A 25,216-nucleotide genomic window follows, 5' to 3' on the forward strand; every position below is an offset into this window, starting at 1 on the left:
GGTGGCTGTTTCGCCGGGAGGTCTTTGAGCGAGTGAACCGCCATATCGACTTCACGATTGATCACTGCTTGGCGCAGTGCCGTGGCAAAGACCCCGGTGCCACCCAAGTTAGCCAGCGATCCGGTGGTGACATCACCTTTGGTCGTGATGATCACCTGCTCGAAAGCGGCGTTATCATTCGACATCGCATCGGCCGCCCATTGGGTTTGGGTGGTGGCTAGTGCAGAACCACGGGTTCCAATTCGGTAGGCCATTAGGCCAACACTCCTGCAACTTCGTCGATTTCGATGTATCGACCGGTGTAAAACGGTACTTCTTCGCGCACGTAGTGGCGGGTTTCGTTATTGCGCAGCGAGCGCATCATGTCGACCAACAGATCGAGGCGTGGCGACTCTAAGCCCAGCAGCCATTCCCAGTCATTGAGACCAAAGGCCGAGACGGTGTTGGCCCTCACGTCAGGGAAATCTTGACCCAGCTGTCCGTGCCCACGCAGTAGACGGGCGCGCTCTTCGGGATCCAGGGTGTACCAGTCGTAGGAGCGGACAAACGGGTAGAAGCACAGCCATTTGCGTGGTTTGCGACCTTCGGTAAAGGCTGGGACGTGCTCCGGGTTGAACTCTGCCATGCGGTCGGCACCCATCGCGGTGAATGCCACGGTGGTGGTTGAGAACAGGCCAGCACGGCGTATCTGGCGGATGGCTTCCTGCAGCGCTTCTGGAGATTTGGACCACATCCACACCATGATGTCGGCTTCGGCGCGCATGCCGGAGACGTCGTAGAGGCCGCGTACGGTGACGCCGTTGGCCTGCAGTGTTTCTACCAGAGTGGCAAATTCTTGACTATCTCGGGTGGTGTCGGCGTCGGATTTCGCGGCAGCGTCGTCCTTGCGAGCAAACACCGTGTAGGTGGTAAACCAGCTCGTTGCGGACTCTTCGCCTTGCACGACATTGGTTGATTCAGTCACTGATGCTCCTTGCGTTTTTCTACAGGTTGTAGAAATTACTGTAGTGGATTAAATCTTAATGCTAAAGCGTGTTGGGCTATGGCCGCGAGCCCGGTCCCAGCAAACCAGGCTCCGGTGGCGTGTAGCCCGTCGATAGCCTCGACGGCGTCTTGGATCGCGGCGAGACGTTGGGCGTTCTGAGGTGTGGTCAGCGGCATGGCTTCGCGCCAACGAACCGAGGCGATCGCGGCCACGTTCTCTAAGACTTGTTGTTTAGGAACGTCAAAGAGTTTCGCCAGGTCGTTGTACGCCAACTCCCTGAGGTCTTCGTCGCTGGTGTCATAGCCGGGTGCCGAACCATCAGACGGGTCGGTGACCCTGCCGTAGCTCAGGCGCACAACGTGCCGGTGCTTATTCAGCTTCGTGGCGCTTGCGCGTGCCCATTCCCATTTGGCGGTGACGTGAGTGGCGGCTTTGGCGGCGACGTCGACAACGTTCGGCGACACCAGAATGCCGGTACCTCGCGGGTGTGCATCCAGCGCTTCAAGATCGACCGCCATCATCACGAGCGCGACGCCTGCACCAAATTCTGGACGTTGCGGCAATACTGGGCGCTGTGCCACCGGTGTGACAGTGGAGATCAGGTCATGTGCGGTTGGGGCAGCTACGGCTAGAACGACGTGGTCTCCATGGAAGAGCTGCCCCGTTTCGGTGAATACGGTGCCGGAGTCGATATCCAATGCCACGGCTTTGGTGTCAAAATGGAGTTGACCGTGCGCCTGCACGTAGGCGACTAAAGCTGTGGCAAATTCTTGCATACCTCCGCGCAGTGACTTGACGGCGGCACCGGGTGGCGCTGCAGCGCGCAGTGTCGCAATGGCTTTGGCTACCGAACCGTGCTCAATGGCTTTGTCGACGAGTCCGGGGGCAATCTTGTCGATATCGACGTCATAGGGATCGGCCGAGTGGACACCGGAAACCACCGGTGCCACGAGTCGTTCAACCACGACGGGACCAAAGCGGTCGGCCACCAGGTCACCGACGGTAATGGGCTCACCGGCGGCGCGACGCTTCGCCCAGGCGTCCATCGGCGTCTCGAGGTCTTGGGCCGCCCTAGCAGCAGCTTCTGTGCCCAGAGCTGCGACAACTTCTTTGGCCTGTGGGTCCCCCGGGATGCCCCACATACCCAATCTTGGTGCGGGCACAGCACCAACATCGGGCAGGTACAACCAGGACTCAGCCGGATGTGGGGTCACGATTTCGTCAGCGAGTCCGAGGTCTTCAAGGAGTTCGTCCATCACGGCAGAGCGAGAGGCGTAGGCTTCTGCACCGGCATCAATACCAATCAGGCCTTCGGAGGTCTCCAAAACCTGTGATTGCACCGCGCCACCGGGTTGGCTGGTCGCTTCTACAACGGTCACCGAGTGGCCGGCCTTGATCGCAGCGTATCCAGCGATCAGGCCGGCCATTCCGGCACCTACAACGACAACGTGACTCATTTAGTAGTCGATGGAGTGGATGAGCTCGACCAGGCGGGTCAGCACCGTTGGGTCCGTGGTGGGTGGCACGCCGTGGCCTAAGTTCAACACGTGGCCCGGGGCTTGAGCACCCTGGGCGATGACTTCGCGAACGTGGGCTTCTAAGACGTCCCAGTCGGCGTCCAATAGGGCCGGGTCGATGTTGCCCTGCAGCACCACGTTGCTACGACCATCGGGGCCTGGCGTATTGCCCAGGCGACGGTTCGCTTCATCCAACCGCAGTCGGTAGTCCACTCCGACAACCGATGCACCGGTGTCACGCATCAAATCCAGGATCTCGCCGGTTCCGGTACCAAAGTGAACCAGTGGTACGCCGTCGTCACCGATCAAGTCCTCGATGTGCTCCAAGGCTTGCTGTGAATACGGCATCACCTTTTCTAGGTAGTTTGTGCGGGACAATGAGCCTGCCCACGAATCAAAGAGTTGTGCCGCAGAGGCACCGGCCATGATCTGTGCGCGCAGGAACCGTCCGGAAGCTTCGGCGGTCCAGGACATTAAGCGATCCCAGGATTCTGGATCGTTGTACATCATGGTGCGAGGCCCAAGATGATCCCGGGACGGCCGTCCTTCTACCATGTACGCGGCAACGGTATAGGGCGCACCGGCGAAACCAATGAGCGGACGCGATCCGAGTTCAGCCACCGTGAGTTTTACTGCCTCAGTAATGGGCTCGAACATTTCATCGGTGAGCTCAGGAAGTTTAGCGATGTCTTCTGGCGTGCGAATTGGCGCATCCAACACCGGACCAACACCGGGTTGAATTTCCACCCCCACGCCGGCAAGTTTCAGCGGAATGACAATGTCCGAGAAGAAAATCGCGGCGTCAACGTCGTGACGACGCACCGGTTGCAACGTGATCTCCGACGCCATTTCGGGAATCAAGCACGAATCCAACATGGTGGTGCCTTCGCGCAGCTTGCGATATTCGGGCAGTGAGCGTCCGGCTTGGCGCATAAACCAAACTGGTCGACGATCTGGCACCTCGCCCCGATAACCTTTGATGAGGTCTGACTGGGCAGTAGACAGTGCCGGGTCTTGAGTTCTGAGCGGGTGATTGGCCGGCAGTGCCGGAGAAAACTCTTGGTTCATGTCTGCCCATTATTCCAGCATCTACTCATCGATTGCTGCACGTTTCCTGGATAGTCCCTCTATACCTCCAACAGCGAAACCCGCGAGGGCATTTTGATCCGGTCATCAAATTCCGTACGATAGGACGCATTGTGGTGATGTTTTCATTAGTCGCTGCGCACACCTGGTTAGACCTCGAGACGGTGGCGCAACTTGCTAGCGGCGCTTCAGAGGTCTCAGAAACGCTCTCGTCCGACACGGTGTCAGGTGTCGTATCCCTGTCGACGTGTAACCGACTGGAACTCTATGCCGAGGCCGGTCATGTCGATGTTGAACAAGCAGCCGATGAGATTCTTCACGCCATTGCACACAGCGCAGACCTCTCGTATGACGACGTGGCCGCCGCCTTCCGTCTGCACCGCAACGATGTGGCCGTACGGCACCTTTTCGAAGTTAGCTCCGGCCTCAAATCAGCCGTCGTCGGCGAACGCGAAATTGCCGGCCAGGTGCGTCGTGCCCTGGCCGATGCACGTGAAGCCGGGCACAGCACCGGTTCTCTAACAAAACTTTTTGAATCCGCCAGTCGCACTGCCAAAGATATTGGCGCTCGAACAGCACTGGGCTCGACCGGCCGCTCGATTGTTTCAGTCGCCTTGGAGCTGGCGACCGAACTGCGCGCCGGCACCTCAATTGTGGGAGCCCGCCGCTTCTGGGAAGACGCCAATATCCTGATGGTTGGCACCGGCGCCTATGCCGGCACCACATTGGCACAGCTGGAAGCTCGCGGTGCTAGAAACGTTGCGGTGCATTCCTCATCAGGCCGCGCAGAAGAATTCGTAGCGGACCGTGGCGGATGGGCCATGGCACTTGGCGGCGCCGATGTTGAAGGCGCCTTTGCCGAGGCAGATGTGCTCATCGGTGTTTCCGGTGGTGAACGCACCGTCAGCGCAAACCAGCTGGCAGAGCTTCGCGAAGGTACACACGATCGTCTGACCGTACTGGATCTTGCCCTGACCCATGACTTTGACCCGGCCATTGGCGATTTACCCGCAGTAGACCTGATCACCCTGGAATCTGTAAAGATGGCAGCGCCGTCTGAGCAACAAGCGTCCATCACTCAGGCACAGCAGCTCGTAGACTCTGCCGTCGATGAGTATTTGACTGCCAAGCGTGAACGCAACGCCACCGATGCCATCGTGACCCTGCGGAGTCACACCATGGCCGCCCTCGAAGAGGAGATGCAACGTGTCCGCGATCGGCACGGGTGTACCGCCGCGGCGGAGGAAGTTCAGCTGTCCATGCGTCGCATGGTGCGCCAAATGCTTCACGAACCGACTGTCCGGGCACGTCAAGCCGCTGCCAACGGAACACTCGAAGAATACGAAGCGGCGCTTGAGACCGTCTTTGGCATCAACGTCGACGAATCCTCAAACCAGCGCAAGAACGGTCGGCTCAAATCTGTTGTCGACGAATTTGACGCCACATCTGTTCGTCAACGGACCGCATAACCCGCCACATACGGCACCGTAAACTGGCCAATCCCGAATGGAGTGCTGCATGCCAAAGAGCGGAAAATCAGCAACTCGCATGACCAGGGAACAACGTCGCGCCCAACTCATCGATGTCGCCTTAGATATCTTTGCTCAGCACGGTTACGCCCAGACCACCATGGAAGAAGTTGCACTGCATGCTTCGGTCTCCAAACCCGTGTTATATCAGCATTTCCATAATAAACGCGACCTGTATTTCACGCTCATAGACGTCGAATTAGACGCGCTACGAGATGCCGTCACCTCCCGTATGGAGGCCGTGGATCTCGAAGCCGAGGACGCCGATGAACAGCGGGTGTATCAGGCGGTCTACGGTGTCTTTGAATTTACGGCGGACCCACGTGGCCTCTACAAATTGATCCTGGATACGACCATGGACAACCCGGCAGAACTTGAACAGCGCAAGAACCAATTTCTCGACGAACTCGTGGACTTCATTTCTCCCTATCTGCTCGACAACTCCATCTTGAGTTCAACCAGTTCCCAATTTGTGGCCGGGGGCATCGCGTCGGCAGTCATCTACATGGCCATCCGCTGGGCTGAGCACTATGCCAATGACCAGTCACACCAGGAAGACCTTCCACTTGAAACTGCGGTAGCAAATACTTTCCGCTTCGTTGCTCACGGCGCTATCGGATTCGACCTTTCCAATAATCCGTCAGCGTAGTGATGACATCCCTCAACCAATCACCCAACAATCTCATCTAAGCTGAGTGGTGGAACTGAAGCTACCACTCAATGTTTTTCTAGGAGGACTAGAACCGTGGAAATACGTATTGGCATCCAGAATGTCGCTCGTGAAATCGCCTTTGAAACCGAAATGTCCAAAGACGACGTCACCGAAAAGGTCCGCGCCGCGGTCAACGACAGCGCCAACCTCGAACTGACTGACAACAAGGGCGGCACCGTTATTGTGCCAGCAGGTGTGCTCGGTTATGTCGAAATTGGCGATGCGAGTGCACGCCGCGTTGGCTTCGTAGCTGGCTAACCGCCACGCACCCTGTTTTAACAAGGTAGGCTTGGATGCTGGTCCACATGTTTGGATCCCCTGACTTACACTCCGGATGACCGGTCGTACGTGAATGCGTATCTGTTACTTTTGACTTATCCACGATCGGCTCCGTAGGCACAACTCTCGTGCCGAACTTCGATCTTTAAGGAATTACTCGATAGTGACAAATACTCCCCAAGAAACGTTTGCAGATTTTCAACTGAGCCCCAACATCGTTGGGGCACTGTCCGATCAAGGTATTGAGCAGCCGTTTCCCATCCAGTCCATGACCCTGCCTATCGCACTTGATGGCCAGGACATCATCGGACAGGCGAAAACCGGTACCGGAAAAACACTGGGATTCGGACTGCCCGTGCTCCAGCACGCAATCGGTCCAGATGATGAAGGCTACGATCAGTTGGCGACACCGGGTGCACCACAGGCGCTCATTGTGGCGCCAACACGTGAACTAGCAGTCCAAGTCTCCAAAGACCTAGAAAATGCCGCCAAGAAAACGTCGGTCCGTATCGGCTCCATCTATGGTGGCCGGGCATATGAACCACAGATCGCAGAGCTTCAACGCGGCGTCGACGTCATCGTTGGTACTCCGGGCCGTCTCATCGACTTGATGAAGCAGCGGTACCTGAATCTGAACCAGGTCAAAACGATCGTCTTGGATGAAGCCGATGAGATGTTGGATCTCGGCTTTTTGCCAGACGTCGAAACCCTCTTGCAGGCCCTGCCTGAAAAACGCCAGACCATGCTGTTCTCGGCGACCATGCCGGGTGCCGTCATCAATATGGCTCGACGCTACATGGTCCAGCCGACCCACATCTCTGCGTCTGACCCCGAAGATGATTCGCTGGTAAAACGTGATATCCGGCAGCTGGTATACCGTGCCCACCACATGGATAAAGACGAACTGTTGGCCCGCGCGCTACAAGCTCGTGGTCGCGGTCTGACGATTATCTTCACGCGCACCAAGCGCACCGCGGCACGCGTTGCCGAAGAACTCGAACGTCGCGGGTTCGCAGCAGGCGCCCTCCACGGCGACCTAGGACAAGGTGCTCGCGAACAAGCGCTGCGTGCGTTTAGAAACGGCAAGATTGACGTACTCGTCGCCACCGACGTGGCAGCACGTGGTATCGATGTTGAAGCCGTGACTCACGTATTCAACTTCCAAGCTCCCGACGACGAAAAAACCTACCTCCACCGCGTTGGCCGTACCGGTCGTGCAGGATTGACCGGCATCGCTGTCACCCTCGTGGACTGGGAAGACATGCCACGTTGGAAACTGATCGCTCAAGCACTCGAAATCGAACAGGTGGAGCCAGTCGAAACCTATTCTGCTTCGCCGCACCTGTATGAAGACTTGGACATCCCAGAAGGCACCAAAGGTCGCTTGCCGAAAGCTCAGCGCACCCGCGAAGGTCTGGACTCCGAGCATGAAGAAGAACTCGGTGGACCAGATAAGCGCGGTCGTAAGGACTCCTCACGCGGCCGTCAACGCTCTGGTAAAGGTGGCGGTAATCGTGGTGGCCGCGGAGGCGGCCAAGGCCGTCAGCGTACTCGCTCGGGCAAACCAGCAGCCGAGAAGCAGGGTGACGATCAACCGCAGTCGAAGCAGCAACCGCGTCGTCGACGTAACCGAACCCGTCGTCGCAACGGCGAGGTTGTCAGCCGCAACGACAAAGGTGAATCGACGAACTAACCGATGTCCACGATATTCTCGGGTGCAAACAAGATTATCCAGGCCGACAACCTCGAATTTTTAGCGTCGATACCGGATGAATCGGTCACCATGATTTATGTTGATCCACCATTCAACACCGGACGCACACAAGAGCGGACTTCTATCAAGACGGTTCGAGTGGCTCACGGTGAAGGCGATCGGGTGGGTTTTGGCGGCCACTCATATGAGACCCTGCGCGGCGCGCTGGCCTCTTATGACGATGCGTTCACGAACTACTGGGACTTTTTAGAGCCGCGGCTCGAACACGCCTGGCGCCTCCTCGCCGAGGACGGGACCCTCTATTTGCACTTGGATTATCGCGAAGTGCACTACGCCAAAGTCATGCTGGACATGATCTTTGGCCGCGAGCACTTCCTGAACGAGATTATCTGGGCATACGACTACGGTGGCCGTTCCCGCAGTCGTTGGCCGGCCAAGCACGACACCATCCTGGTGTATGTGAAAGATCCAAAAAAATACTGGTTCGACTCAAACGAAGTCGATCGCGAACCCTATATGGCTCCGGGGTTAGTGACCAAGGAAAAACGCGAACGCGGTAAACTACCCACCGATGTGTGGTGGCATACTATCGTCTCGCCCACTGGCAAAGAAAAGACCGGCTATCCGACCCAGAAACCGGTCGGCTTAGTCCGGCGCATGGTGGCGGCGTCATCGCGCCCAGGAGACTGGGTGTTTGATTTCTTTGCCGGTTCCGGCACGCTGGGGGCTGCTGCCACACAGCTCGACAGAAATTTTGTTCTGGTAGATCAGAACCCACAGGCCATCGATGTGATGACCAAGCGACTGCCAGACGCGGAAGTAATCAGAGCCTAGTTACCGTTCCAGAGCACCTTGAAATCCGAGGTTGCTTGGGCTTCAATGGCTTCCACGACGTGGCGCGGCGTGGTGTTCTCACCGAGTTGATTCGGTTTACCCGCTCCGTGGTAGTCCGAAGACCCGGTCACCAACAGATTGTGCTCTTCAGCGAACTGCCGCAACCAGGCTTTGCCGCTGCCACTATTATCACGGTGATCAATTTCCACGCCCGCTAAACCGGCAGCAAGCATGTCATGAAACACTTGTTCTGACACCGCCCTGCCACGAACCTTGGCTGCCGGGTGAGCAAAGACTGGCACTCCCCCGGCGGCACGGATAAGCTCAACTCCCAAGACCGGATCTGGTGCATAATGCGGCACATAGTATTTTGATCCGCCGCGTAAAATCGAGTCGAAGGCAGCTGATCTGTTCGGTACCGCGCCAACCTTAACGAGGGCATCAGCCAGGTGCGGCCGCCCTATCGTGGCCTCGACGGTGGTCTGTTGTTTCACAAGATCCCAGGTGATCGGATAATCCTGCGACAACAGTTCCGCCATACGTTTCGCTCGCGTATATCTGGCGTTGCGTGACTTCGCGACTTCGGCAAGTAATTCAATGTTGGTGGGATCATGCAAATACGACAGCACGTGAACCGCTATGCCGTCCTCTGAAACGGTGGACAATTCCATGCCGCGTATCAGGGCAATACCGTGTTCCGCTGCGGCTGCTTCGGCGGGATCCCACCCGGCCGTGGTGTCATGATCTGTCAGTGCTACGCCCAAGAGACCAGCCTGTGCAGCTGACTCAACGACCTCCGCCGCAGAGGTCGTGCCATCCGAAAAACGCGAATGAGTGTGCATGTCGAAAGCCATAATTTGCCAGTCTACTAGGCGGTCTGAGTTTCGGGGATACTCGCTCTGCTCAGTATCCTGGGGATGACACCGTTGCCAAGAAGCTTGTCGCGAATTTGGTGTTTGCTCATAGACTCCCGAATCAATCGTGGGAAGATATTGTTATGACTCAACCCTCTGACGCTTCACACGACCCTGCCCACGAACAACCATTAGAAGACCGTGTCGAAAATAGGTCCCACCGTCCCTCCTCGGACGCGTTCAAAGCGTTCATGGGATCACAATGGCAAGAATCCGAAGCCATCGACTATCAGCCCGATGCGGCTGCTTCGTACGCGGCACAACGCCGCGCGGCCCTATCACGCCAGTTCCCCACCGATCGACTGGTGATTCCCGCTGGTGCACCAAAAGTGCGCTCAAATGACACCGACTACCGTTTCCGACCGCATTCGGCCTTTGCTCATCTGACGGGGCTTGGGGTTGATCACGAACCGGAGGCCGTACTCGTGATGCAACCTGTACCCGAAGGATCCGGCGATGACGGCAGTAACCACAAAGGAACACTATTTTTCCGACCGCTAGCCGGTCGTGATTCCGAAGAGTTTTATTCCAACACCAAAACCGGTGAATTTTGGGTTGGCCCGGTCCCCACACTGCAAGAACTCAATCAGCGCACAGGTCTCCCCACCAAGGATCTCACCGACCTGGAATACGCTGTGACCGTTGATGCCGGCGTTGTCGAAATCGGTGGCACGCGTATTCGGCTGGTCAGAGAAACCGACCAAAACATGGATGCGCTGGTCGATACCTCACGTATTAATACCGGTGTGGACCTAGAGGCCTCGGATGCGCTGGATAACGAATTGGCTGAATTTTTGTCAGAGCTACGTCTCATTAAGGATGAGCACGAGATCGCCGAAATGCGCGGCTCTGTAGAGTCGACTATTCGCGGCTTCGAAGACATCGTACGCGCCATCCCTCAGGCCATCGAGCATGACCGTGGTGAACGCGTCATTGAAACAGCGTTCTTTGCTCGTGCCCGCCTCGAGGGCAACGATCTGGGCTACGACACGATTGCGGCAGCGGGAAATAACGCCACCGTCTTGCATTGGATCCGTAACACCGGTCAGGTCAACGAGGGTGATCTGGTGCTGGTCGATGCCGGGGTTGAAGCCGATTCACTCTATACCGCTGATATTACGCGGACGCTACCGGTCAATGGGACCTTCACTGAGATTCAAGCGAAGGTTTATAACGCCGTTCTAGAAGCTGCAGATGCAGCACTGGTTGCTGCAAAACCCGGCGTCCTATTCCGCGACATTCACCTGACTGCTATGGAGGTGTTGGCCCACCATTTATCCGATTGGGGCATTCTGCCAGTGTCGGTGGATGAAGCGCTGTCTGCCCAGGGCCAACAACATCGCCGGTGGATGCCACACGGCACATCCCACCACTTAGGTCTGGATGTTCACGACTGTGCTCAGGCTCGCCGGGAAATGTACCTCGATGCGCCCCTGCGTCCCGGCATGGTGTTCACCATCGAACCTGGTCTCTACTTCAAAAACGAAGACCTTGCGATTCCAGCCGAATACCGCGGCATTGGTGTCCGTATTGAAGACGACATTTTGGTGACCGAAGACGGAGCAGAGTCGCTATCGGCACATCTGCCACGCACGGTGCAAGATATTGAGTCATGGATGGCGGATTTGTGGAAATCCTAGCGTTGCTCTGAGGAGTCTTGCTCTGAGCGCTCCGGATCCTCACCCGTTTCCTGGTCCACAGATTCATCGACCCGTACGCCAAACTGTGGTCGACCGTCTGGTAGGTCTGGGATTCCTCGTGAGGATTCGGTGTCTTCAGGCTCGGCTGGCTCTTGGCTTTGCTCTGCAGGCCCCGGTGCCGGCGGTTGTGCAGCAGGCGAGGGCGTTGTTGTCGGCCCCTTGGGTTGGGACCCTAACGCCGAGGTCACTTCGCCGGCAACAGCGTTGTCGACCACGATGTCATAGCTGACCGCGGACATCGACGGGATCATAGCGTATTTGAGTTGCTTGCGACGCAAGACTTCACCGATCACCCCGAAGAGCACCCAAATCACGGCGCCCATGACCACGGTAGATCCCAACGTCATAGCCATACCCTGACCACCTGACATCATGCTGATCAGCAAGCCGATGAACAAACCAAAGAATGCACCTTGCAGCGCGCCACGACCTGCGACAGCAGCGTAGCTTGGCCGGTGACGCAATCGATAGACCGAACGTAAATCACGTCCTACGATAGATAGAAACCGCGGATCAACACCGGCATCCACCGCCTTATCGATCGCAACCATTGCTGCATCGTAGGAAGGATAGTTGCCGACCAGCTGTCCTTGCGGCAGTGGCGACCCAATTTGTGCTCCAGGACCAATCATACTCATAGCTCCATTTTCTACCCTGTGGCCCAGACTTTCCACCACCCCGCGCACTTTGAGCTGTGAGCAAGGAGAATACTGACCGACTATGAACCCCACCGAGCTACACCCCGCGGGTCTCCTCGCCCCCGACGTTAAACCGGAATCCGAGGAACAGATTGCGGCCTGGCGCGCACTCACCACGGTTATTGACCCAGAAATCCGGCAACCCATCACCAGCCTGGGCATGGTTTCGGCGGTCGAATTCAACGAAAACAGAGACATCACAGTGGTCATTCGGCTGACTATCGCCGGCTGCCCCATGCAAGACACGATTCACAACGACGTGGCGACCGCACTCGCTCGTGTCACCGCTGGTGAAGTCAGCGTGCGGCTAACGTCGATGACGCCGGAACAACGCGTCGCTCTGCAGGAAAACCTCACCGCGAACCGCCCACGAAATCCATTCGGCAAGGAGTCGCTCACCAAAATTTTTGCTGTTGCATCCGGCAAGGGCGGCGTTGGCAAATCTACGATCACGGCAAACCTCGCGGTGGGACTCGCCGCCCACGGACTCTCTGTAGGGCTCATTGACGCCGATATTCACGGTTTCTCTATTCCCGGGTTGCTTGGTATTACGACCAAACCCACCAAAGTTGAAGACTTGATCATGCCACCGCTGGCCTACGGGGTAAAGGTTATGTCCATCGGCATGTTCTTGGACACCGATCAGCCCGTGGCCTGGCGTGGCCCTATGCTGCACAGAGCACTAGAACAGTTTGTGACCGATGTGTACTGGGGCGATTTGGATGTGTTGCTAATCGACCTCCCACCCGGGACCGGCGATATTGCTATTTCTACAGCCCAACTGCTGCCCAACGCCGAGCTCTTAGTCATCACGACTCCGGAACACACCGCGGCTCAGGTGGCGGCTCGTGCAGGTCAGCTGTCGACGCAGACAGAGCAGCCTGTTTCTGGTGTTATTGAGAATATGGGACCGATGCAGTTACCGGATGGCACATTCATTGAGGTGTTTGGATCCGGTGGCGGGCAAGCGGTCAGTGACCGACTATCCCATGTATTAGACCAAGATGTTCCACTGCTGGGGTCCATCCCCTTAGATCCGGTATTGCGCGCAGATAGTGAAACGGGCACGCCCACTATCGTGATTTCCCCGGAGTCTGGTGCGGGGCAGGCCTTAGGCGACATTGTGGCGAGACTAGCAAGCACACCACGCGGGTTATCCGGTCGAAAACTACCTGTCACTGCTCGACATACAAAATTCTAGGCCAAGCAGTCTTAGGTAGCCTCTGCGTCGAATGGTGTGCCTAAAGCTACTGGCATTTCAGGTTCCGCAAATGTGCTATCCTCCACGGCTTCTTCGGCTGCAGCCTGGTCCGCCGGATTTTCTAACATTGGTTGATCCGCTAGTCGCGGTTCGCTTAACGCCGCGTCTGCACCAGATTTTGGCTGTCTGGGATCAGGAAACTGTGACTGTTGTTCCAACTGATCGATGGGTACCGCAGCGGCCATGATTTCCGCCTGCGAGAGTGCCGGGCGTGCTACGGGTTCATTGGTAACGGTATCTGCAGCATCTTGAACGGTACTTTTAACATCCTTCATGGATGCTTCAAGTTCTTCGATGGGTTCTGAGAGCGCTTCACGAATTACGCGTCGTGGATCGTACTGGCGGGGATCATATTTCTGCCAGTCAACCTCATCGAAATCTGTGCCAGTTTCTTCTTTGAATTGGTCTTTAGCACCTTCGGCAAACACGCGTGCTTTATGGATCCATTCGCGAAGGGTACGCAGGTATTGCGGGATCTTTTCAGGGCCCAACAGCATCAGAGCGAGCACGACTAGGACAATGAGCTCGCCACCATTAATACCGAAGATGTTCATACTGGCTATAGCTTACCCGAAAGAGATATTGTCAGGCGTTTCAGGCTGGGTTATCGGCCCAGGAGTCGATCGACGCCGCGTTCAAAGCGTTGGCTGACACCCTCGCGCATGTCGGAGCTGCCGCTGCTTAATCGCGATTTTTCTTCGACATACAGCGTAGACATGACACCGGCAGCGTAGTCAGAATCCGAGGTGGAGTCCACCCGATACTGTGATTTGTTGGTGGCCATGTAAGCCGTCCAGGAGCCGTCCGGATAGGTGTATAACCAAACATCTTCAGCCACTGGCAATGATACTTCAATGGCCGCAGAGTCGGTGAAGTCGAGTGCACTGCAGGCTGACACAGTACCGTCTTCGTGTTCCACCCGGCACTCGCGAACGACGGTTTGGTCTTCTGCGTTGACGGACGAACCATTAAACAATGACACGACGTTGATTTGCTGGCCCTGTTCATCCACGACCGCAGATTCAAAGCTCATCCCGAGAGCTTGAAATTGTGGAATAGTCCAGCCGGCCGAACGCAGCTCGCTGACTGAATTCAGCTGGACAGGAGTTCCATCTATACCTAGCGGAGCACTGTTATACGACAGCTCCGCATTTGGCGCATTAAAATCTTCTGGGACTTCCGTCGAATCATCACTGGGGGTAGGCCGGATGAGTTCCTGCGGATCAGCCTGAACAACTTCGACCTCTTCGGGTATCAGAGCGGGGGCATCGGAATTGGCGGCATCGCTGGACGTTTTGTTTCCGCCGAGGACCCATAAGCCCACGACTAGCCCCACTACAACTAGTCCGACGAGGCTTGCGCCGGCGACGAACTTCCACCCTGAGACACCGGACGATTCCATGACTGCAGGCTCTGCTGGCGCAAGATGCGCGCTTCGAGACAGAGCGGCCGTCTGGTCTTCACTCGAAATCCGATCAAGTTGCTGGGTAACGAAAAGTGCGGACGACCGCTGTTCAACTTCCTCAGCGCAACTGGTGCACACTGCCAAGTGTGCGCGCATTCGTTTGTCTGCGGACGCCGACAGCTGACCTTCTAAAAACGCGTCGAACTTGGAGCGTGGATGAAAAGAGAAGCTGGGAGAACTTCTACTCATTCAACATATCCTTGCTTCCATCGTCGATTCAATGATTCATTTCAAAACTGTTGTTATTTCATTGTCACAAATGATCCTGAGAATATTCTGAAATATTGGTGGTTGTTTCTCATGAAGCAGATATAGGCGGCCGCTACCTCTACAATGAAGTGTGCAGACTAGGTGCAGATGACCACGACCCACGGGAGTAGACAGTTTATGAAGGCGCTGAGCCCCCAACAGACCGGCAAACATGCAAGCTGGGCTTTTGCTGAAGCGCGTCCGATTGAGGACGACGTGTTGTTGATGGCGCGCGACCGGTCGGCGGAGCTTGGCATCACGCCCATTTCTGAAGGCACAGTCTCATTACTGACATTGTTGTCATCGGCCGCGCGGCCACAAACCATGGTCGAACTTGGAACCGGGGCTGGGGTTTCGGGCCTGGCACTCATGCGAGGCGCCCCAGAAGGTGCCGTTTTGACGACACTCGACCCGGATGCAGAAGCGCAACGAGCAGCACGTGAAGTTTTTGGCACGGAGGGATATCCAAGTTCTACGACCCGACTCATTGCTGGTCGGGGCCGAACTGTCCTGCCGAAATTGTCTGCCCGTGCCTACGATTTAGTGTTCATTGATGCCGACCCGTTGCTCTTGGAATACCATGTCACCGAAGCAGCGCGTTTACTCCGCTCCGGTGGCATGATTATCATCCATGACGCCTTGGATCAGGATCGTGTGCCAAAGCCTGCGGTACGTGAGGCGTCGACCGTGATGTTACGGGACGTTGGCAATGAGCTGCGCGATAATACCAAGACATGGCGCACTTCAACGTTGATTCCAACCGGTACCGGGCTACTGCTAGCTACGAAGCACTAGCATTTTCAGTGTGTCTTAGCTGGTTGAAACAACGCCTGATAGGGCAGCTTTGAGTTCTTGAGCTTCTTCGTCATTGAGCTCAACAACAAGTCGTCCCCCACCGTCGGTGGGAATACGCATCACGAGTTTGCGTTGTTGACGAACTACTTCCATTGGGCCTTCACCGGTACGGGGCTTCATAGCAGCCATTACAGTTCCTTTCATGGTGCGTCATAACCGTGACGCAAGCGGTTTAGAAACAACACCGAGATTATTCGGTGGATTGATGCTGCTGGTGGTTAACCATCTGCTGCAGCTCTGAAATCTGTTGATCGCGATCTTGCACTGCGACGGTAAGGCGTTCTAGCACCTGATCGACCTGATCGGTTCGGTAACCGCGAAGTCCAACAGCGAATCGAATGTCACTGATATCTTGGGCAGCAATCTCGTGTGCTTCAGGCAGGACTACAGGAGGCAATGACGGCAGGGGTTCGGCAAGAGGTTCAATCATGCCTCGATCCCCGCGAGTCATAATCATTGCTAAAAATCCGATGACAAGTACGCCCAGTACCAGAATTTCAATCAATAATATTGCATTGCCCATAGCTCTATTGTCTCACGAAGTCGCTTATCGCGCTTGTGAAACCCATAAACACGCCGCAATTTCGGCTAGTGTCTGATCGTGGCTAAAAAACGACTGCAGAATTTTCAAGCTCCACCCATCATTGCAACCGCGCTGAGCGCTGCCCTGATGTTGACCGGTTGCAATAATGCCGAGGACGAACCAGATGACTCTGCCGCAGAGAATCAGCAGCTGACAAATATCGGAATATCGCTTGCCGCGCCCGGGCTTATCTCCGGGATCGACCCTGCGAACGTCTCTGGTGTCGAGGTCGATCTAGTAGTGGACCTCAGCAAGCAAATGGACGTTATCAGTGACTCCGAAGAAGTCAGCTGGGTCCCCGCCGAAAATTCACAGGTTGCCGACCAGTTGGAAACCGGTGAACTCGACTTAGTGATCGGCCAAATCACTGCCGTAAACCTCGAGGACGATATCGCGTGGGTCGGCCCCTACATCAGTGTCGAGGCGGGGCTGCTGGTTCGATCCGGTACCAGCCCAGAAAACGAAAGTAGCCAGGACTACATTGCTCACGGGGCCGTGGGTTCCCTGGACGACCTTGAAGATGCTGCAGTGTGTGTAGTAGCTGGTTCTTTGGCCGATGGTGCACAGATTCCCGCGGATGAGCACACGAAGCAACAAACAGTCAGCGCTTGCGAGACGGGGATGCGCTCTGGCCGCTATGACGCGATTGCCGCAGACGACGTGCAGTTAGCCGGTTTGCTCGAAAGCTCATCTACTCCTGAGGCCTATGAGATGTTGCTGTGGAGTGATTTGGCCGCTGACGGTGACGAAGATATTCCGGAACAACTCCAGACATCCGGGGGATACTGGATGGGGACAACCCCGGAGCAGTGCGAAGCTACTGCAGCCGCTCTGAAGCAGCTCATTTCAGACGGTGTGGTCCGAGAGCTCTTTAGTCAGTGGGATGAGACGCTCGACTACGTGCCTGGACTCATCGAAGCAGATGACGTCACGACCCGGCACTGCAGTGACTAAAGCTTAACGACAAAACCCCACACCACACGGTGCGGGGTTTATGTGTCACTATCGACTAAACGCCTGGATGGCGGCGGAGGTCCTGGCCAACGTAGACCTGGCGTGGACGTCCGATGCGAGTTGCTTTGTCTTCGATCATTTCACGGTACTGTGCGATCCAACCTGGTAGGCGACCGATGGCAAACAGTGGGGTGAACATCCGAGGTGGGAAGCCCATTGCGCTGTAAATGAGTCCGGTGTAGAAATCGACGTTCGGGTACAGTTTGCGTTCCACGAAGTAATCGTCGTTGAGTGCTTTTTCTTCCAGACGCATCGCGATTTCTAGGCGTTCGTCACCGGCACCGAGTTTGTTGAGAATCTTCTCGGCGGTGGATTTAACGATACGGGCGCGTGGGTCATAGTTTTTGTAAACCCGGTGGCCAAAGCCCATCAGACGAATGCCTGATTCTTTGTCTTTGACTTTGTCCATGAATTCTTCTGGAGACAGACCCTCGTCTTTGATCTGGTCCAGCATGTTCAATACGGCCTCGTTGGCGCCACCGTGCAGTGGCCCGAACAGGGCGTTAATACCGGCAGAGATTGACCCGAAGATGTTGGCGTGTGATGAACCGACCAGACGGACCGTGGAAGTCGAGCAGTTCTGTTCGTGGTCGGCGTGCAAGATGAGCAGCATGTCGAGTGCATCGACAACGTCCTGGTCTAGTTCATACGCTTCGGTTGGCACACCGAAGGTGAGACGCAGGAAGTTTTCGGTCAGGTTCAGGGAATTATCCGGGTACAGGAACGGGTGACCGATGGATTTTTTAAACGCGTAGGCGGCCAGGACCGGCACCTTGGACATCAGACGAATGGTCGAGATGTGGACCTGCTCTTCGTCAAATGGATCCAGTGAATCTGCGTAGAACGTGGACAGTGCGGAGACTGCTGACGACAATACGGCCATTGGGTGAGCGTTGCGTGGGAAACCGTTGAAGAAATCTTTGATGTCTTCGTGCAGCATGGTGTGCTCACGGATGTTGTCGTCCCAGTTGGACAGCTCATCGGCCGTAGGCAGCTCACCGTAGATGAGCAAGTAGGCGACTTCCAAGAATGACGAGTTCTTGGCGAGGTCTTCGATGGGGTAACCGCGGTAACGTAGAATGCCGGCATCACCGTCGATGTAGGTGATGGCGGACTGTGCGTTTGCAGTGTTCATGAAACCTGGGTCGTAGGTGACCGCCTGAGTGTCACGCAGAACTGAACCAATGCTGAGACCGTCGTTACCGACCGCTGCCTCAACACGTGGAAGATCTATGTTGATGTCGCCTACAGTCAACTTGCCGTCGTGTTTTTCAGTCATGGTTTTCCCTCTTGTCTGTGCAGTGTGATCTGTGCACTTCGGCCACAGGTTCGGTGGCACTATTGGTTATGTCTCTGCCGTACAAATTTATCAACTTTGGTGACGCTTAGTACATTATGGCCAAGCGTTGTAATCTATATCCCTGCATTCAGCCGAGTCACAGCTTGGTCGATCGCTTCATCCGTTGCAGTAATGGATGCGCGGATGTAACCGTTGCCTGCTGCAGAGTAGAACACGCCCGGTCCGACCAGGATGCCGGCTTCGGCGAATCTCGACACGAGCGCCCAGGAATCTTCGGCGGCAGGTTCGGTGATGCGCGGGTCTCGGACCCACAGGTACAGGCCCGCTTCGGAATGTTCCACAGTGAGGCCGGTCAGTTCAATGGCTGCCATGAGCTGTTCACGACGCTTGCGATAGCGGCTCTTTTGTTCGATCACGTGGTCCTCGTCAGACAGTGCTGCGATCATGGCGTGCTGGATTGGTCCGGGAACCACCATGCCGGTATGAGAGCGGAGGTTGATCAGGGCTGCGATGAGTTGCTCGTCCCCCGCAACGAAGGCCGCCCGGTAACCGGCCATATTCGATTGCTTGGACAACGAATACACGGAGAGCAATCCGCGGAAGTCTCCCCCGGCAACCTGCGGATGCAGGATCGACGGGATGCTCTTATCTTCCCAGGTGCCCCAGCCAAGTTCCGCGTAGCATTCGTCGGAGGCTACGACCGCGCCGATGGCTCGTGCGTCTTGCACAATATTGGCCAACACTTGAGTGTCTTGGACGATGCCGGTGGGGTTGCCTGGAGAATTTACCCACACCAATTTGACCTTGGCACGGGTTGTTTCATCGAGTTCAGTGAGCGAATCCGCTGTTACCGAAGTGGCACCAACGATTTTGGCGCCGATGTCGTAGGTGGGGTAAGCCACTGTTGGGTAAACTATGACGTCGTCGGGGCCCAGGCCCAGCAGGACCGGAAGCCAAGCAATGAATTCCTTAGACCCCACGGTGGCGGCAACGTGGTCTTTGGTTAGCCCAGGAACTTTTCGCCGCCGGTCATACCATTCGGCGATGGCTTCACGCAGTTGATCGGTACCGGAAGACCCCGGGTATCCCGGCCAGTTAGCCGCTGATTGCAGAGCGGACTGGATCACGCGCGGCGTGGGATCGACTGGAGCACCGATGGACAGATCGACCAGCCCGTCGCGGTGCTCACTTGCCGACTGTTTATAGGGGGCAAGGAGCCGCCACGGGTACTGGGGCAGATCTAGCATTAGACGTTCTGTTCCTGGAACGGCAAGGCGGCCACTAATGGGTGGTCTTTTTCAATGAGTCCGAGCTTGGCGGCGCCACCGGGTGAACCAATGTCGTCGAAGAATTCAACGTTAGCGTCGTAGTAGTCGGCCCATTCTTCTGGGGTGTCATCCTCGTAGTAGATGGCTTCAACCGGGCAGACCGGTTCACATGCCCCGCAGTCAACGCATTCATCCGGGTGGATGTACAGCATGCGTTCGCCTTCATAAATACAGTCGACCGGGCACTCGTCAATACATGACTTGTCCTTCAGGTCGACACACGGCAAGGCGATCACGTAGGTCATTTGGGTGCTGCTCCTTCACACTTTGTTGTTCCGACAGTCTAGCGGTTATCCCACGCAGCGGCACTCGAGTGTAGGCCCAAGTAGTAGTCATCATCCGTTGGCTGCTCGCGGGTGCGACGTACTTGTCTGCTGACTAGAATGACTGTGAGCATGGTCAGCACGATGATGCCGGCATGCCACATCAGGGTTGCGATCACCAAGTGCGGCACGAATTCCCAGGTTTGGGTATTCATGGGCACACTGAAATGCTCGCCCGGTAGCAACCCGGTCATCGCCGCAAGTGTGGCGTACTGGGTGATACCGGTGAGGCCTGTGGCCAGCATATTGGCGGTCATCAACCCTGTCCACCACTGCCCCAAACCCGCAACAAGTAGGGCCAGTGCCACGCCCCAGGGAATACCGAAGCTACCGGTCCACAAGGAGTTCAGATGCATAACGGTGCCAACGGCACCGGTCACGACGCCTACGGCCACGGTGCCCAGAATCCACCCGACACCGAGGCGTCCCGAGAATCTACTGGGCTTCTGCTCGGGCTCGGGCTCGAGCGAGTTTGACACGGGCATTGGCATCCAGCACAACCTTACGAATCCGGATTGCTTCCGGAGTTACTTCTACACATTCATCGTCGCGTACCCACTCAAGCGATTCTTCCAGAGTTAGCACCCGCGGTGGGGTGAGGCCCTCGAAGTTGTCTGAGGAGGCAGCACGCACGTTGGTCTGTTTCTTTTCGCGTACGACATTGACGTCCATGTCTTCGTTGCGTGAGTTTTCGCCCAGCACCATGCCTTCGTAGACTTCAGCACCCGGCTGAACGAAGAATTCGGCACGTTCTTGGAGGTTGATCATCGAATACGGAGTGGCAACACCCGAGCGGTCAGCAATGATCGAACCGCTGGAACGGTACACAATGTGGCCTGCCCATGGCGCGTAGCCACCTGCATAAGACGATGCAATACCGGCACCACGGGTCTCGGTCAAGAAGCGTGTACGGAAGCCGATGAGTCCACGTGCTGGAACTTTGAAGTCCATGCGAACCCATCCGGTGCCGTTGTTGACCATGTTTTCCATGACGCCCTTGCGCCCGGCCATCAGCTGCGTGATGGCACCCAGGTGTTCTTCAGGCAGATCAATGGTCATAATTTCCATTGGTTCGTGGAGAACTCCGTCGATTTCTTTGGTCACAACCTGTGGTTTGCCAATGGTGAGTTCGAAACCTTCGCGGCGCATCTGCTCTACCAGGATCGCAAGTGCCAGTTCACCACGTCCTTGAACCTGCCAGGTGTCTGGTCGGTCGGTTGGCAAAACTTTCAGCGAGACGTTGCCGATAAGTTCACGTTCCAGACGATCTTTCACCTGACGCGCTGTCACCTTGGCACCCTTGACCTTGCCGGCAAGTGGTGAAGTGTTGATGCCAACCGTCATCGAGATCGACGGTTCATCGATGGTAATCTGCGGCAGTGGTTTCGGATCATTGGGATCGGTGAGCGTATCGCCAATCATGATTTCTTCGATACCGGCTACGGCTACGATTTCGCCGGGGCGGGCGGATTCTGCGGGTACGCGTTCCAGGCCCTTGGTTTCCAGCAGCTCGGTAATTTTAACATTCTTGATGCCGTTTTCGGAAGACCAGGCAACCGTCTGGTTTCTGTTCAAGGTACCGTTGCGGACGCGCAACAGTGCCAAACGTCCCAGGAAGGACGAGTAGTCCAGGTTAGTCACATGAGCCTGCAACACTTCGCCCGCGGTGTAGGTCGGTGCAGGAATGTGCTCCATAATCGTGGCGAACAGTGGTTCTAGGTCTTGGCTTTCTGGTAGCTCGCCGTCGGCTGGCTGCTCGGTGGAAGCAACGCCGGCTTTACCTGACGCGTAGACCACGGGCACATTCAGGACGGCATCCAGGTCCAGGTCTGGTACGTCTTCGGAGACATCCTCAGCCAGCCCCAACAGCAGATCCATCGAGTCAGACACGACGCCGTCGATGCGAGCATTTGGGCGGTCCACCTTGTTGACGACGAGAATGACCGGCTTTTTGGCTTCGAGAGCTTTTCGCAGCACAAAGCGAGTTTGTGGCAGTGGGCCTTCGGAAGAGTCGACCAGCAAGACGACACCGTCAACCATGGAGAGTCCACGTTCAACTTCGCCACCGAAGTCGGCGTGCCCCGGAGTATCGATCACGTTGATTGTGACCTCTTCGCCGTTGGAGGCAGGTCCCGAGTAGAACACGGTGGTGTTCTTAGCCAGAATCGTGATGCCCTTTTCTTTTTCCAGCTCACCAGAGTCCATCACACGGTCGCCAACATCTTTGTGGTCGCCGAATGCACCGGTCTGGGTCAACATGGCGTTGACCAGGGTGGTTTTGCCGTGGTCAACGTGGGCGACGATGGCAACATTCCGGAGATCTTCGCGTGTGGTGGTCTGATTGGTCATGGGCATACCTCGTTTGAAGGTAGAAAATGAAGGGTTTGCATGGGCCGAAGATACCTAGGGTGTGTACGTGACGACCACGGTACTAGTGTAAAGCACAGCGGGGCTCTTGCAAGAAGTTCAGCCTCGCACGTTTGTACGTGACGAAACATAACGTTCCATGTAGAACTGTGCCTATGTCACAAAACACACCACAAGCATCAACGCCTAAGCGACTCACACTGGGCTTGATGTTCCTTTCCATTCTCGCGTTAGCACTGAATCTTCGTGCCGCCGCCAGTTCCGTTGGTCCACTGCTGGCTGAAATTGGTCAGGGCATGGATTTCGGTGGTGGCGCCTTGGGGTTTTTGACGTCACTGCCCGGCTTGATTTTCGGTGTGATGGGCTTATTCGCCGTGCGCATCGGCCGGCGGTTTGGTATTTCGACCACGTTGCTCTTGTCAGCCGCGGCCCTCACCCTGGGGATCGGGCTGCGCGCCTGGGTGGACAATTCCTGGTTGTTTCTTGGGCTGTCGGTCCTCGGACTCACCGGCATCGCTGTCGCCAACGTGCTGATGCCAGCGTGGATTAAGATTCACGCCCGGCAACACACGGTCAAGCTCATGACAGTCTATTCGGTGTGTGTGGTGGCAGCAGGGTCCCTGGGTGCAGCAGCAACGGCACCCCTGGCGCAGTTGTTTTCTGCGGTATTCACCGCAGAGTCCGGTTGGCGTGCAGCGCTGTCCACATGGGGGCTCGTGGCGTTGATCCCTACGGTATTATGGCTGGTCATTGCCAGACGGATCGGCTACGACTACCCACAGAACCCTGCACATGCCATCCCCACCAAGCGGATGTATCGTTCCAGCGCGGCCTGGGCCATGACGGCCTTCTTCGCCCTGCAGTCCACACAGGTCTACGTGCAATTTGGGTGGCTGCCACAGATTTATCGCGATGCCGGTATCAGCTCGACCGAGGCTGGTTTACTGCTCGCCGCCACCCTATGTGTCAGGGTTGAGCGGTACCACCAGCTCATAGCAAGTCAGCCAGTTCATATAGGGCGAGAACCAGGAATCCCCAGAAAATGTCGAATGTAGTTATCGCCGATGTAGGCCACAATGGAGTCATGACTCGATCTGGACCTCGTGCCGGTGGACCAACTCCTCGGAGGTCGTTCACCCCAGCACAAAAACTTGAATTCTTAGCCGAGTATGAAGACGCCTGCACCCGCCAACAAGGTGGCGCCTTTTTACGGGAGCAGGGCTTGTATTCCTCACAGATGACGGAATGGCGCAAACTACGTGATGCCGGAGTCTTACACGGCAAAAAACCTGGCGAAACGATCGGCAAGCTGTCCAAAGAACAAGCAGAGATCGCACGGTTACGTCGTCAGTTAGAGGTGAGCGAGGGCCGGTTGAAACAGACCGAGGCGGCCCTTGATGTCATGGGAAAACTACACGATCTCTTGGAGAATCTAGCCGAGAACACCACGGAGGATCCCAAACCCAAGAAGCGATGATGGGCGCCTACGACCAGTTACGTGACCTACAGATGCCCACCCGCAAGGCCGCAGCCCTGGTAGGAGTCTCACGCACCACGGTGTATCGCAAGCCTGCACCACCAAGCCAGCACATCCCGGACCCGCCGCCCAATAAGCTCAGCCAGGCTGAACGGGCCCAGATTTTGGAGGTGCTGAACTCCCCACGGTTTGTGGATATGGCCCCATTACAGGTCTATACCAAACTGTTAGATCAAGACATCTATTTAGCTTCAGTATCCACGTTCTACCGGGTGCTGGCTGACAACCAGCAGGTCAAAGAACGCCGCCGGTTGGCCACCCATCCACCCCGAACCATCCCCGAACTGCTCGCAACCGCACCAAATCAGGTGCTGACGTGGGACATTACCAAACTTGCTGGCCCGGTGAAGGGCACATACTTCGACTGCTATGTGATGCTGGACATCTTTTCCCGCTACATCGTTGGCGCCCATGTCCACGCCACCGAATCCGGAGTGTTAGCCGTTGAGATGATGCAAGAGATCTTTGGGATCCACGGTATCCCGCAGGTCGTGCACGCTGATCGGGGCACCTCGATGACCTCCAAAACGGTCGCCACATTACTCTCAGATCTTGACGTGACACGATCACACTCCAGGCCCCGAGTCAGTAATGACAATCCGTATTCGGAGTCATTGTTCAAATCCATGAAATACGCGCCGGTGTTCCCGGAACGCTTCGCTTCCTTGACCGATGCTCGAGCGTTTATCAGCGAATTCGTGGACTGGTATAACCACGACCATCAACACTCCGGGATTGGTTTCCACACCCCAGCAAATGTGCACTACGGCTTCGCCGAGGCCATCGCTGACCAACGCTCACAGACGTTGGCCGCAGCTCGGGCAGCACACCCGCACCGATTCACCACGACCACCGATCCCAAAATCCTAGCCCTGCCCGAAGCAGCATGGATCAATCAACCAACCCAAACCACCGGCCAAACCGCCGCCTAACTCACACTGGTACCGCTTGACTTGAAAAATTCCG

24 protein-coding genes and 2 pseudogenes are annotated in these 25,216 nt (G+C 56.3%); 11 read left to right on the top strand and 15 right to left on the bottom strand.

Going from position 1 to position 25,216, the window contains the following annotated elements:
- The 4 genes and pseudogenes from L0H14_RS06640 to hemE all read right to left on the bottom strand — a co-directional run.
- Nucleotides 1-254, bottom strand: a pseudogene (locus L0H14_RS06640) (hydroxymethylbilane synthase); the annotation flags it as partial.
- The gene (gene hemQ, locus L0H14_RS06645) at nt 254-964 is read right to left on the bottom strand and encodes a hydrogen peroxide-dependent heme synthase (protein WP_301421534.1); all 711 of its coding nucleotides are present in this window, start codon (nt 962-964) and stop codon (nt 254-256) included. The gene hemQ and the pseudogene L0H14_RS06640, both read right to left, overlap by 1 nt.
- A gap of 35 nt (nt 965-999) precedes the next feature.
- Nucleotides 1,000-2,442: an NAD(P)/FAD-dependent oxidoreductase gene (locus L0H14_RS06650; RefSeq protein WP_301418519.1), complete on the bottom strand. Its 1,443-nt coding sequence runs from the start codon at nt 2,440-2,442 to the stop codon at nt 1,000-1,002.
- Entirely contained in the window at nt 2,443-3,570 is a 1,128-nt protein-coding gene (hemE, locus tag L0H14_RS06655) for a uroporphyrinogen decarboxylase (protein WP_301418518.1), read from the bottom strand.
- Between the two features lie 131 nt (nt 3,571-3,701).
- Between hemE and L0H14_RS06660 the strand changes: the two genes are divergently transcribed.
- The 5 genes from L0H14_RS06660 to L0H14_RS06680 all read left to right on the top strand — a co-directional run bounded on the left by L0H14_RS06660 (nt 3,702) and on the right by L0H14_RS06680 (nt 8,656).
- The gene (locus tag L0H14_RS06660; RefSeq protein ID WP_336621692.1) at nt 3,702-5,057 is read left to right on the top strand and encodes a glutamyl-tRNA reductase; all 1,356 of its coding nucleotides are present in this window, start codon (nt 3,702-3,704) and stop codon (nt 5,055-5,057) included.
- A gap of 49 nt (nt 5,058-5,106) precedes the next feature.
- Entirely contained in the window at nt 5,107-5,766 is a 660-nt protein-coding gene (locus L0H14_RS06665) for a TetR/AcrR family transcriptional regulator (RefSeq protein WP_301418517.1), read from the top strand.
- Between the two features lie 96 nt (nt 5,767-5,862).
- Entirely contained in the window at nt 5,863-6,087 is a 225-nt protein-coding gene (locus L0H14_RS06670) for a DUF3107 domain-containing protein (protein WP_301418516.1), read from the top strand.
- A gap of 184 nt (nt 6,088-6,271) precedes the next feature.
- Complete coding sequence (locus L0H14_RS06675) at nt 6,272-7,801, top strand: DEAD/DEAH box helicase (protein WP_301418515.1); 1,530 nt, start codon at nt 6,272-6,274, stop codon at nt 7,799-7,801.
- 3 nt (nt 7,802-7,804) lie between these two features.
- Nucleotides 7,805-8,656, top strand: a complete 852-nt coding sequence (locus L0H14_RS06680; protein WP_301418514.1) for a site-specific DNA-methyltransferase — start codon at nt 7,805-7,807, stop codon at nt 8,654-8,656.
- Here L0H14_RS06680 and L0H14_RS06685 read toward each other — a convergent pair.
- Nucleotides 8,653-9,510, bottom strand: coding sequence for a PHP domain-containing protein (locus L0H14_RS06685; protein WP_301418512.1), 858 nt, complete (start codon nt 9,508-9,510; stop codon nt 8,653-8,655). The two genes, L0H14_RS06680 and L0H14_RS06685, sit on opposite strands and share 4 nt — an antisense overlap.
- Before the next feature lie 143 nt (nt 9,511-9,653).
- Here L0H14_RS06685 and L0H14_RS06690 point away from each other — a divergent pair, with 143 nt between their 5' ends.
- Nucleotides 9,654-11,210 (top strand): aminopeptidase P family protein, encoded by a 1,557-nt coding sequence (locus tag L0H14_RS06690; protein WP_301418510.1) that lies wholly within the window; start codon nt 9,654-9,656, stop codon nt 11,208-11,210.
- Here L0H14_RS06690 and L0H14_RS06695 read toward each other — a convergent pair.
- Entirely contained in the window at nt 11,207-11,908 is a 702-nt protein-coding gene (locus L0H14_RS06695) for a general stress protein (RefSeq protein WP_301418508.1), read from the bottom strand. The genes L0H14_RS06690 and L0H14_RS06695 overlap by 4 nt on opposite strands.
- 82 nt (nt 11,909-11,990) lie before the next feature.
- Between L0H14_RS06695 and L0H14_RS06700 the strand changes: the two genes are divergently transcribed.
- Nucleotides 11,991-13,169, top strand: coding sequence for an Mrp/NBP35 family ATP-binding protein (locus L0H14_RS06700; RefSeq protein ID WP_301418506.1), 1,179 nt, complete (start codon nt 11,991-11,993; stop codon nt 13,167-13,169).
- Between the two features lie 11 nt (nt 13,170-13,180).
- Here L0H14_RS06700 and L0H14_RS06705 read toward each other — a convergent pair whose 3' ends face one another.
- Both L0H14_RS06705 and L0H14_RS06710 read right to left on the bottom strand, forming a co-directional pair.
- Nucleotides 13,181-13,783, bottom strand: a complete 603-nt coding sequence (locus tag L0H14_RS06705) for a Sec-independent protein translocase TatB (protein ID WP_301418504.1) — start codon at nt 13,781-13,783, stop codon at nt 13,181-13,183.
- A gap of 50 nt (nt 13,784-13,833) precedes the next feature.
- Entirely contained in the window at nt 13,834-14,883 is a 1,050-nt protein-coding gene (locus L0H14_RS06710) for an anti-sigma factor (protein ID WP_301418502.1), read from the bottom strand.
- Between the two features lie 198 nt (nt 14,884-15,081).
- Here L0H14_RS06710 and L0H14_RS06715 point away from each other — a divergent pair, with 198 nt between their 5' ends.
- Complete coding sequence (locus L0H14_RS06715; RefSeq protein WP_301418523.1) at nt 15,082-15,738, top strand: O-methyltransferase; 657 nt, start codon at nt 15,082-15,084, stop codon at nt 15,736-15,738.
- A gap of 15 nt (nt 15,739-15,753) precedes the next feature.
- Here L0H14_RS06715 and L0H14_RS06720 read toward each other — a convergent pair whose 3' ends face one another.
- Both L0H14_RS06720 and L0H14_RS06725 read right to left on the bottom strand, forming a co-directional pair.
- Nucleotides 15,754-15,927, bottom strand: a complete 174-nt coding sequence (locus tag L0H14_RS06720) for a DUF3117 domain-containing protein (protein ID WP_301418500.1) — start codon at nt 15,925-15,927, stop codon at nt 15,754-15,756.
- Between the two features lie 61 nt (nt 15,928-15,988).
- Nucleotides 15,989-16,321 (bottom strand): DivIVA domain-containing protein, encoded by a 333-nt coding sequence (locus tag L0H14_RS06725; protein WP_301418498.1) that lies wholly within the window; start codon nt 16,319-16,321, stop codon nt 15,989-15,991.
- A gap of 78 nt (nt 16,322-16,399) precedes the next feature.
- On the opposite strand from L0H14_RS06725, the gene L0H14_RS06730 reads away from it, so the two are divergent.
- Nucleotides 16,400-17,335: an ABC transporter substrate-binding protein gene (locus tag L0H14_RS06730; RefSeq protein ID WP_301418496.1), complete on the top strand. Its 936-nt coding sequence runs from the start codon at nt 16,400-16,402 to the stop codon at nt 17,333-17,335.
- 55 nt (nt 17,336-17,390) lie between these two features.
- Here L0H14_RS06730 and L0H14_RS06735 read toward each other — a convergent pair whose 3' ends face one another.
- The 5 genes from L0H14_RS06735 to typA all read right to left on the bottom strand — a co-directional run bounded on the left by L0H14_RS06735 (nt 17,391) and on the right by typA (nt 22,695).
- Nucleotides 17,391-18,674, bottom strand: coding sequence for a citrate synthase (locus L0H14_RS06735; protein WP_301418494.1), 1,284 nt, complete (start codon nt 18,672-18,674; stop codon nt 17,391-17,393).
- Nucleotides 18,675-18,808: 134 nt separating this feature from the next.
- Nucleotides 18,809-19,942: a succinyldiaminopimelate transaminase gene (dapC, locus tag L0H14_RS06740; protein ID WP_301418492.1), complete on the bottom strand. Its 1,134-nt coding sequence runs from the start codon at nt 19,940-19,942 to the stop codon at nt 18,809-18,811.
- Complete coding sequence (gene fdxA / locus L0H14_RS06745; protein WP_022871140.1) at nt 19,942-20,268, bottom strand: ferredoxin; 327 nt, start codon at nt 20,266-20,268, stop codon at nt 19,942-19,944. Before fdxA ends, dapC begins: the two co-directional genes overlap by 1 nt.
- 38 nt (nt 20,269-20,306) lie before the next feature.
- Nucleotides 20,307-20,825, bottom strand: coding sequence for a hypothetical protein (locus L0H14_RS06750; protein ID WP_301418489.1), 519 nt, complete (start codon nt 20,823-20,825; stop codon nt 20,307-20,309).
- Complete coding sequence (gene typA / locus L0H14_RS06755) at nt 20,782-22,695, bottom strand: translational GTPase TypA (protein WP_301418487.1); 1,914 nt, start codon at nt 22,693-22,695, stop codon at nt 20,782-20,784. Before typA ends, L0H14_RS06750 begins: the two co-directional genes overlap by 44 nt.
- Before the next feature lie 173 nt (nt 22,696-22,868).
- On the opposite strand from typA, the gene L0H14_RS06760 reads away from it, so the two are divergent.
- The gene (locus L0H14_RS06760; RefSeq protein ID WP_301421535.1) at nt 22,869-23,768 is read left to right on the top strand and encodes a CynX/NimT family MFS transporter; all 900 of its coding nucleotides are present in this window, start codon (nt 22,869-22,871) and stop codon (nt 23,766-23,768) included.
- Nucleotides 23,769-23,797: 29 nt separating this feature from the next.
- Nucleotides 23,798-25,182 (top strand): annotated as a pseudogene (locus tag L0H14_RS06765) (IS3 family transposase).
- The last annotated feature ends 34 nt before the right edge of the window (nt 25,183-25,216 follow it).

The sequence above is a fragment of the Yaniella sp. genome (genome assembly GCF_030453185.1).
Lineage (GTDB): Bacteria > Actinomycetota > Actinomycetes > Actinomycetales > Micrococcaceae > Yaniella.

Excerpts from the sequence above, each read along its gene's own strand:
- L0H14_RS06665 (WP_301418517.1), top strand. The coding sequence starts at position 5,107 with ATGCCAAAGAGCGGAAAATCAGCAACTCGCATGACCAGGGAACAACGT.
- fdxA (WP_022871140.1), bottom strand. The coding sequence starts at position 20,268 with ATGACCTACGTGATCGCCTTGCCGTGTGTCGACCTGAAGGACAAGTCA.
- L0H14_RS06720 (WP_301418500.1), bottom strand. The coding sequence starts at position 15,927 with ATGGCTGCTATGAAGCCCCGTACCGGTGAAGGCCCAATGGAAGTAGTT.
- L0H14_RS06685 (WP_301418512.1), bottom strand. The coding sequence starts at position 9,510 with ATGGCTTTCGACATGCACACTCATTCGCGTTTTTCGGATGGCACGACC.
- L0H14_RS06735 (WP_301418494.1), bottom strand. The coding sequence starts at position 18,674 with ATGACTGAAAAACACGACGGCAAGTTGACTGTAGGCGACATCAACATA.
- L0H14_RS06725 (WP_301418498.1), bottom strand. The coding sequence starts at position 16,321 with ATGGGCAATGCAATATTATTGATTGAAATTCTGGTACTGGGCGTACTT.
- typA (WP_301418487.1), bottom strand. The coding sequence starts at position 22,695 with ATGACCAATCAGACCACCACACGCGAAGATCTCCGGAATGTTGCCATC.
- hemE (WP_301418518.1), bottom strand. The coding sequence starts at position 3,570 with ATGAACCAAGAGTTTTCTCCGGCACTGCCGGCCAATCACCCGCTCAGA.
- L0H14_RS06710 (WP_301418502.1), bottom strand. The coding sequence starts at position 14,883 with ATGAGTAGAAGTTCTCCCAGCTTCTCTTTTCATCCACGCTCCAAGTTC.
- L0H14_RS06715 (WP_301418523.1), top strand. The coding sequence starts at position 15,082 with ATGAAGGCGCTGAGCCCCCAACAGACCGGCAAACATGCAAGCTGGGCT.
- L0H14_RS06680 (WP_301418514.1), top strand. The coding sequence starts at position 7,805 with ATGTCCACGATATTCTCGGGTGCAAACAAGATTATCCAGGCCGACAAC.
- L0H14_RS06695 (WP_301418508.1), bottom strand. The coding sequence starts at position 11,908 with ATGAGTATGATTGGTCCTGGAGCACAAATTGGGTCGCCACTGCCGCAA.
- L0H14_RS06690 (WP_301418510.1), top strand. The coding sequence starts at position 9,654 with ATGACTCAACCCTCTGACGCTTCACACGACCCTGCCCACGAACAACCA.
- L0H14_RS06650 (WP_301418519.1), bottom strand. The coding sequence starts at position 2,442 with ATGAGTCACGTTGTCGTTGTAGGTGCCGGAATGGCCGGCCTGATCGCT.
- L0H14_RS06705 (WP_301418504.1), bottom strand. The coding sequence starts at position 13,783 with ATGAACATCTTCGGTATTAATGGTGGCGAGCTCATTGTCCTAGTCGTG.
- L0H14_RS06760 (WP_301421535.1), top strand. The coding sequence starts at position 22,869 with ATGTCACAAAACACACCACAAGCATCAACGCCTAAGCGACTCACACTG.
- L0H14_RS06700 (WP_301418506.1), top strand. The coding sequence starts at position 11,991 with ATGAACCCCACCGAGCTACACCCCGCGGGTCTCCTCGCCCCCGACGTT.
- dapC (WP_301418492.1), bottom strand. The coding sequence starts at position 19,942 with ATGCTAGATCTGCCCCAGTACCCGTGGCGGCTCCTTGCCCCCTATAAA.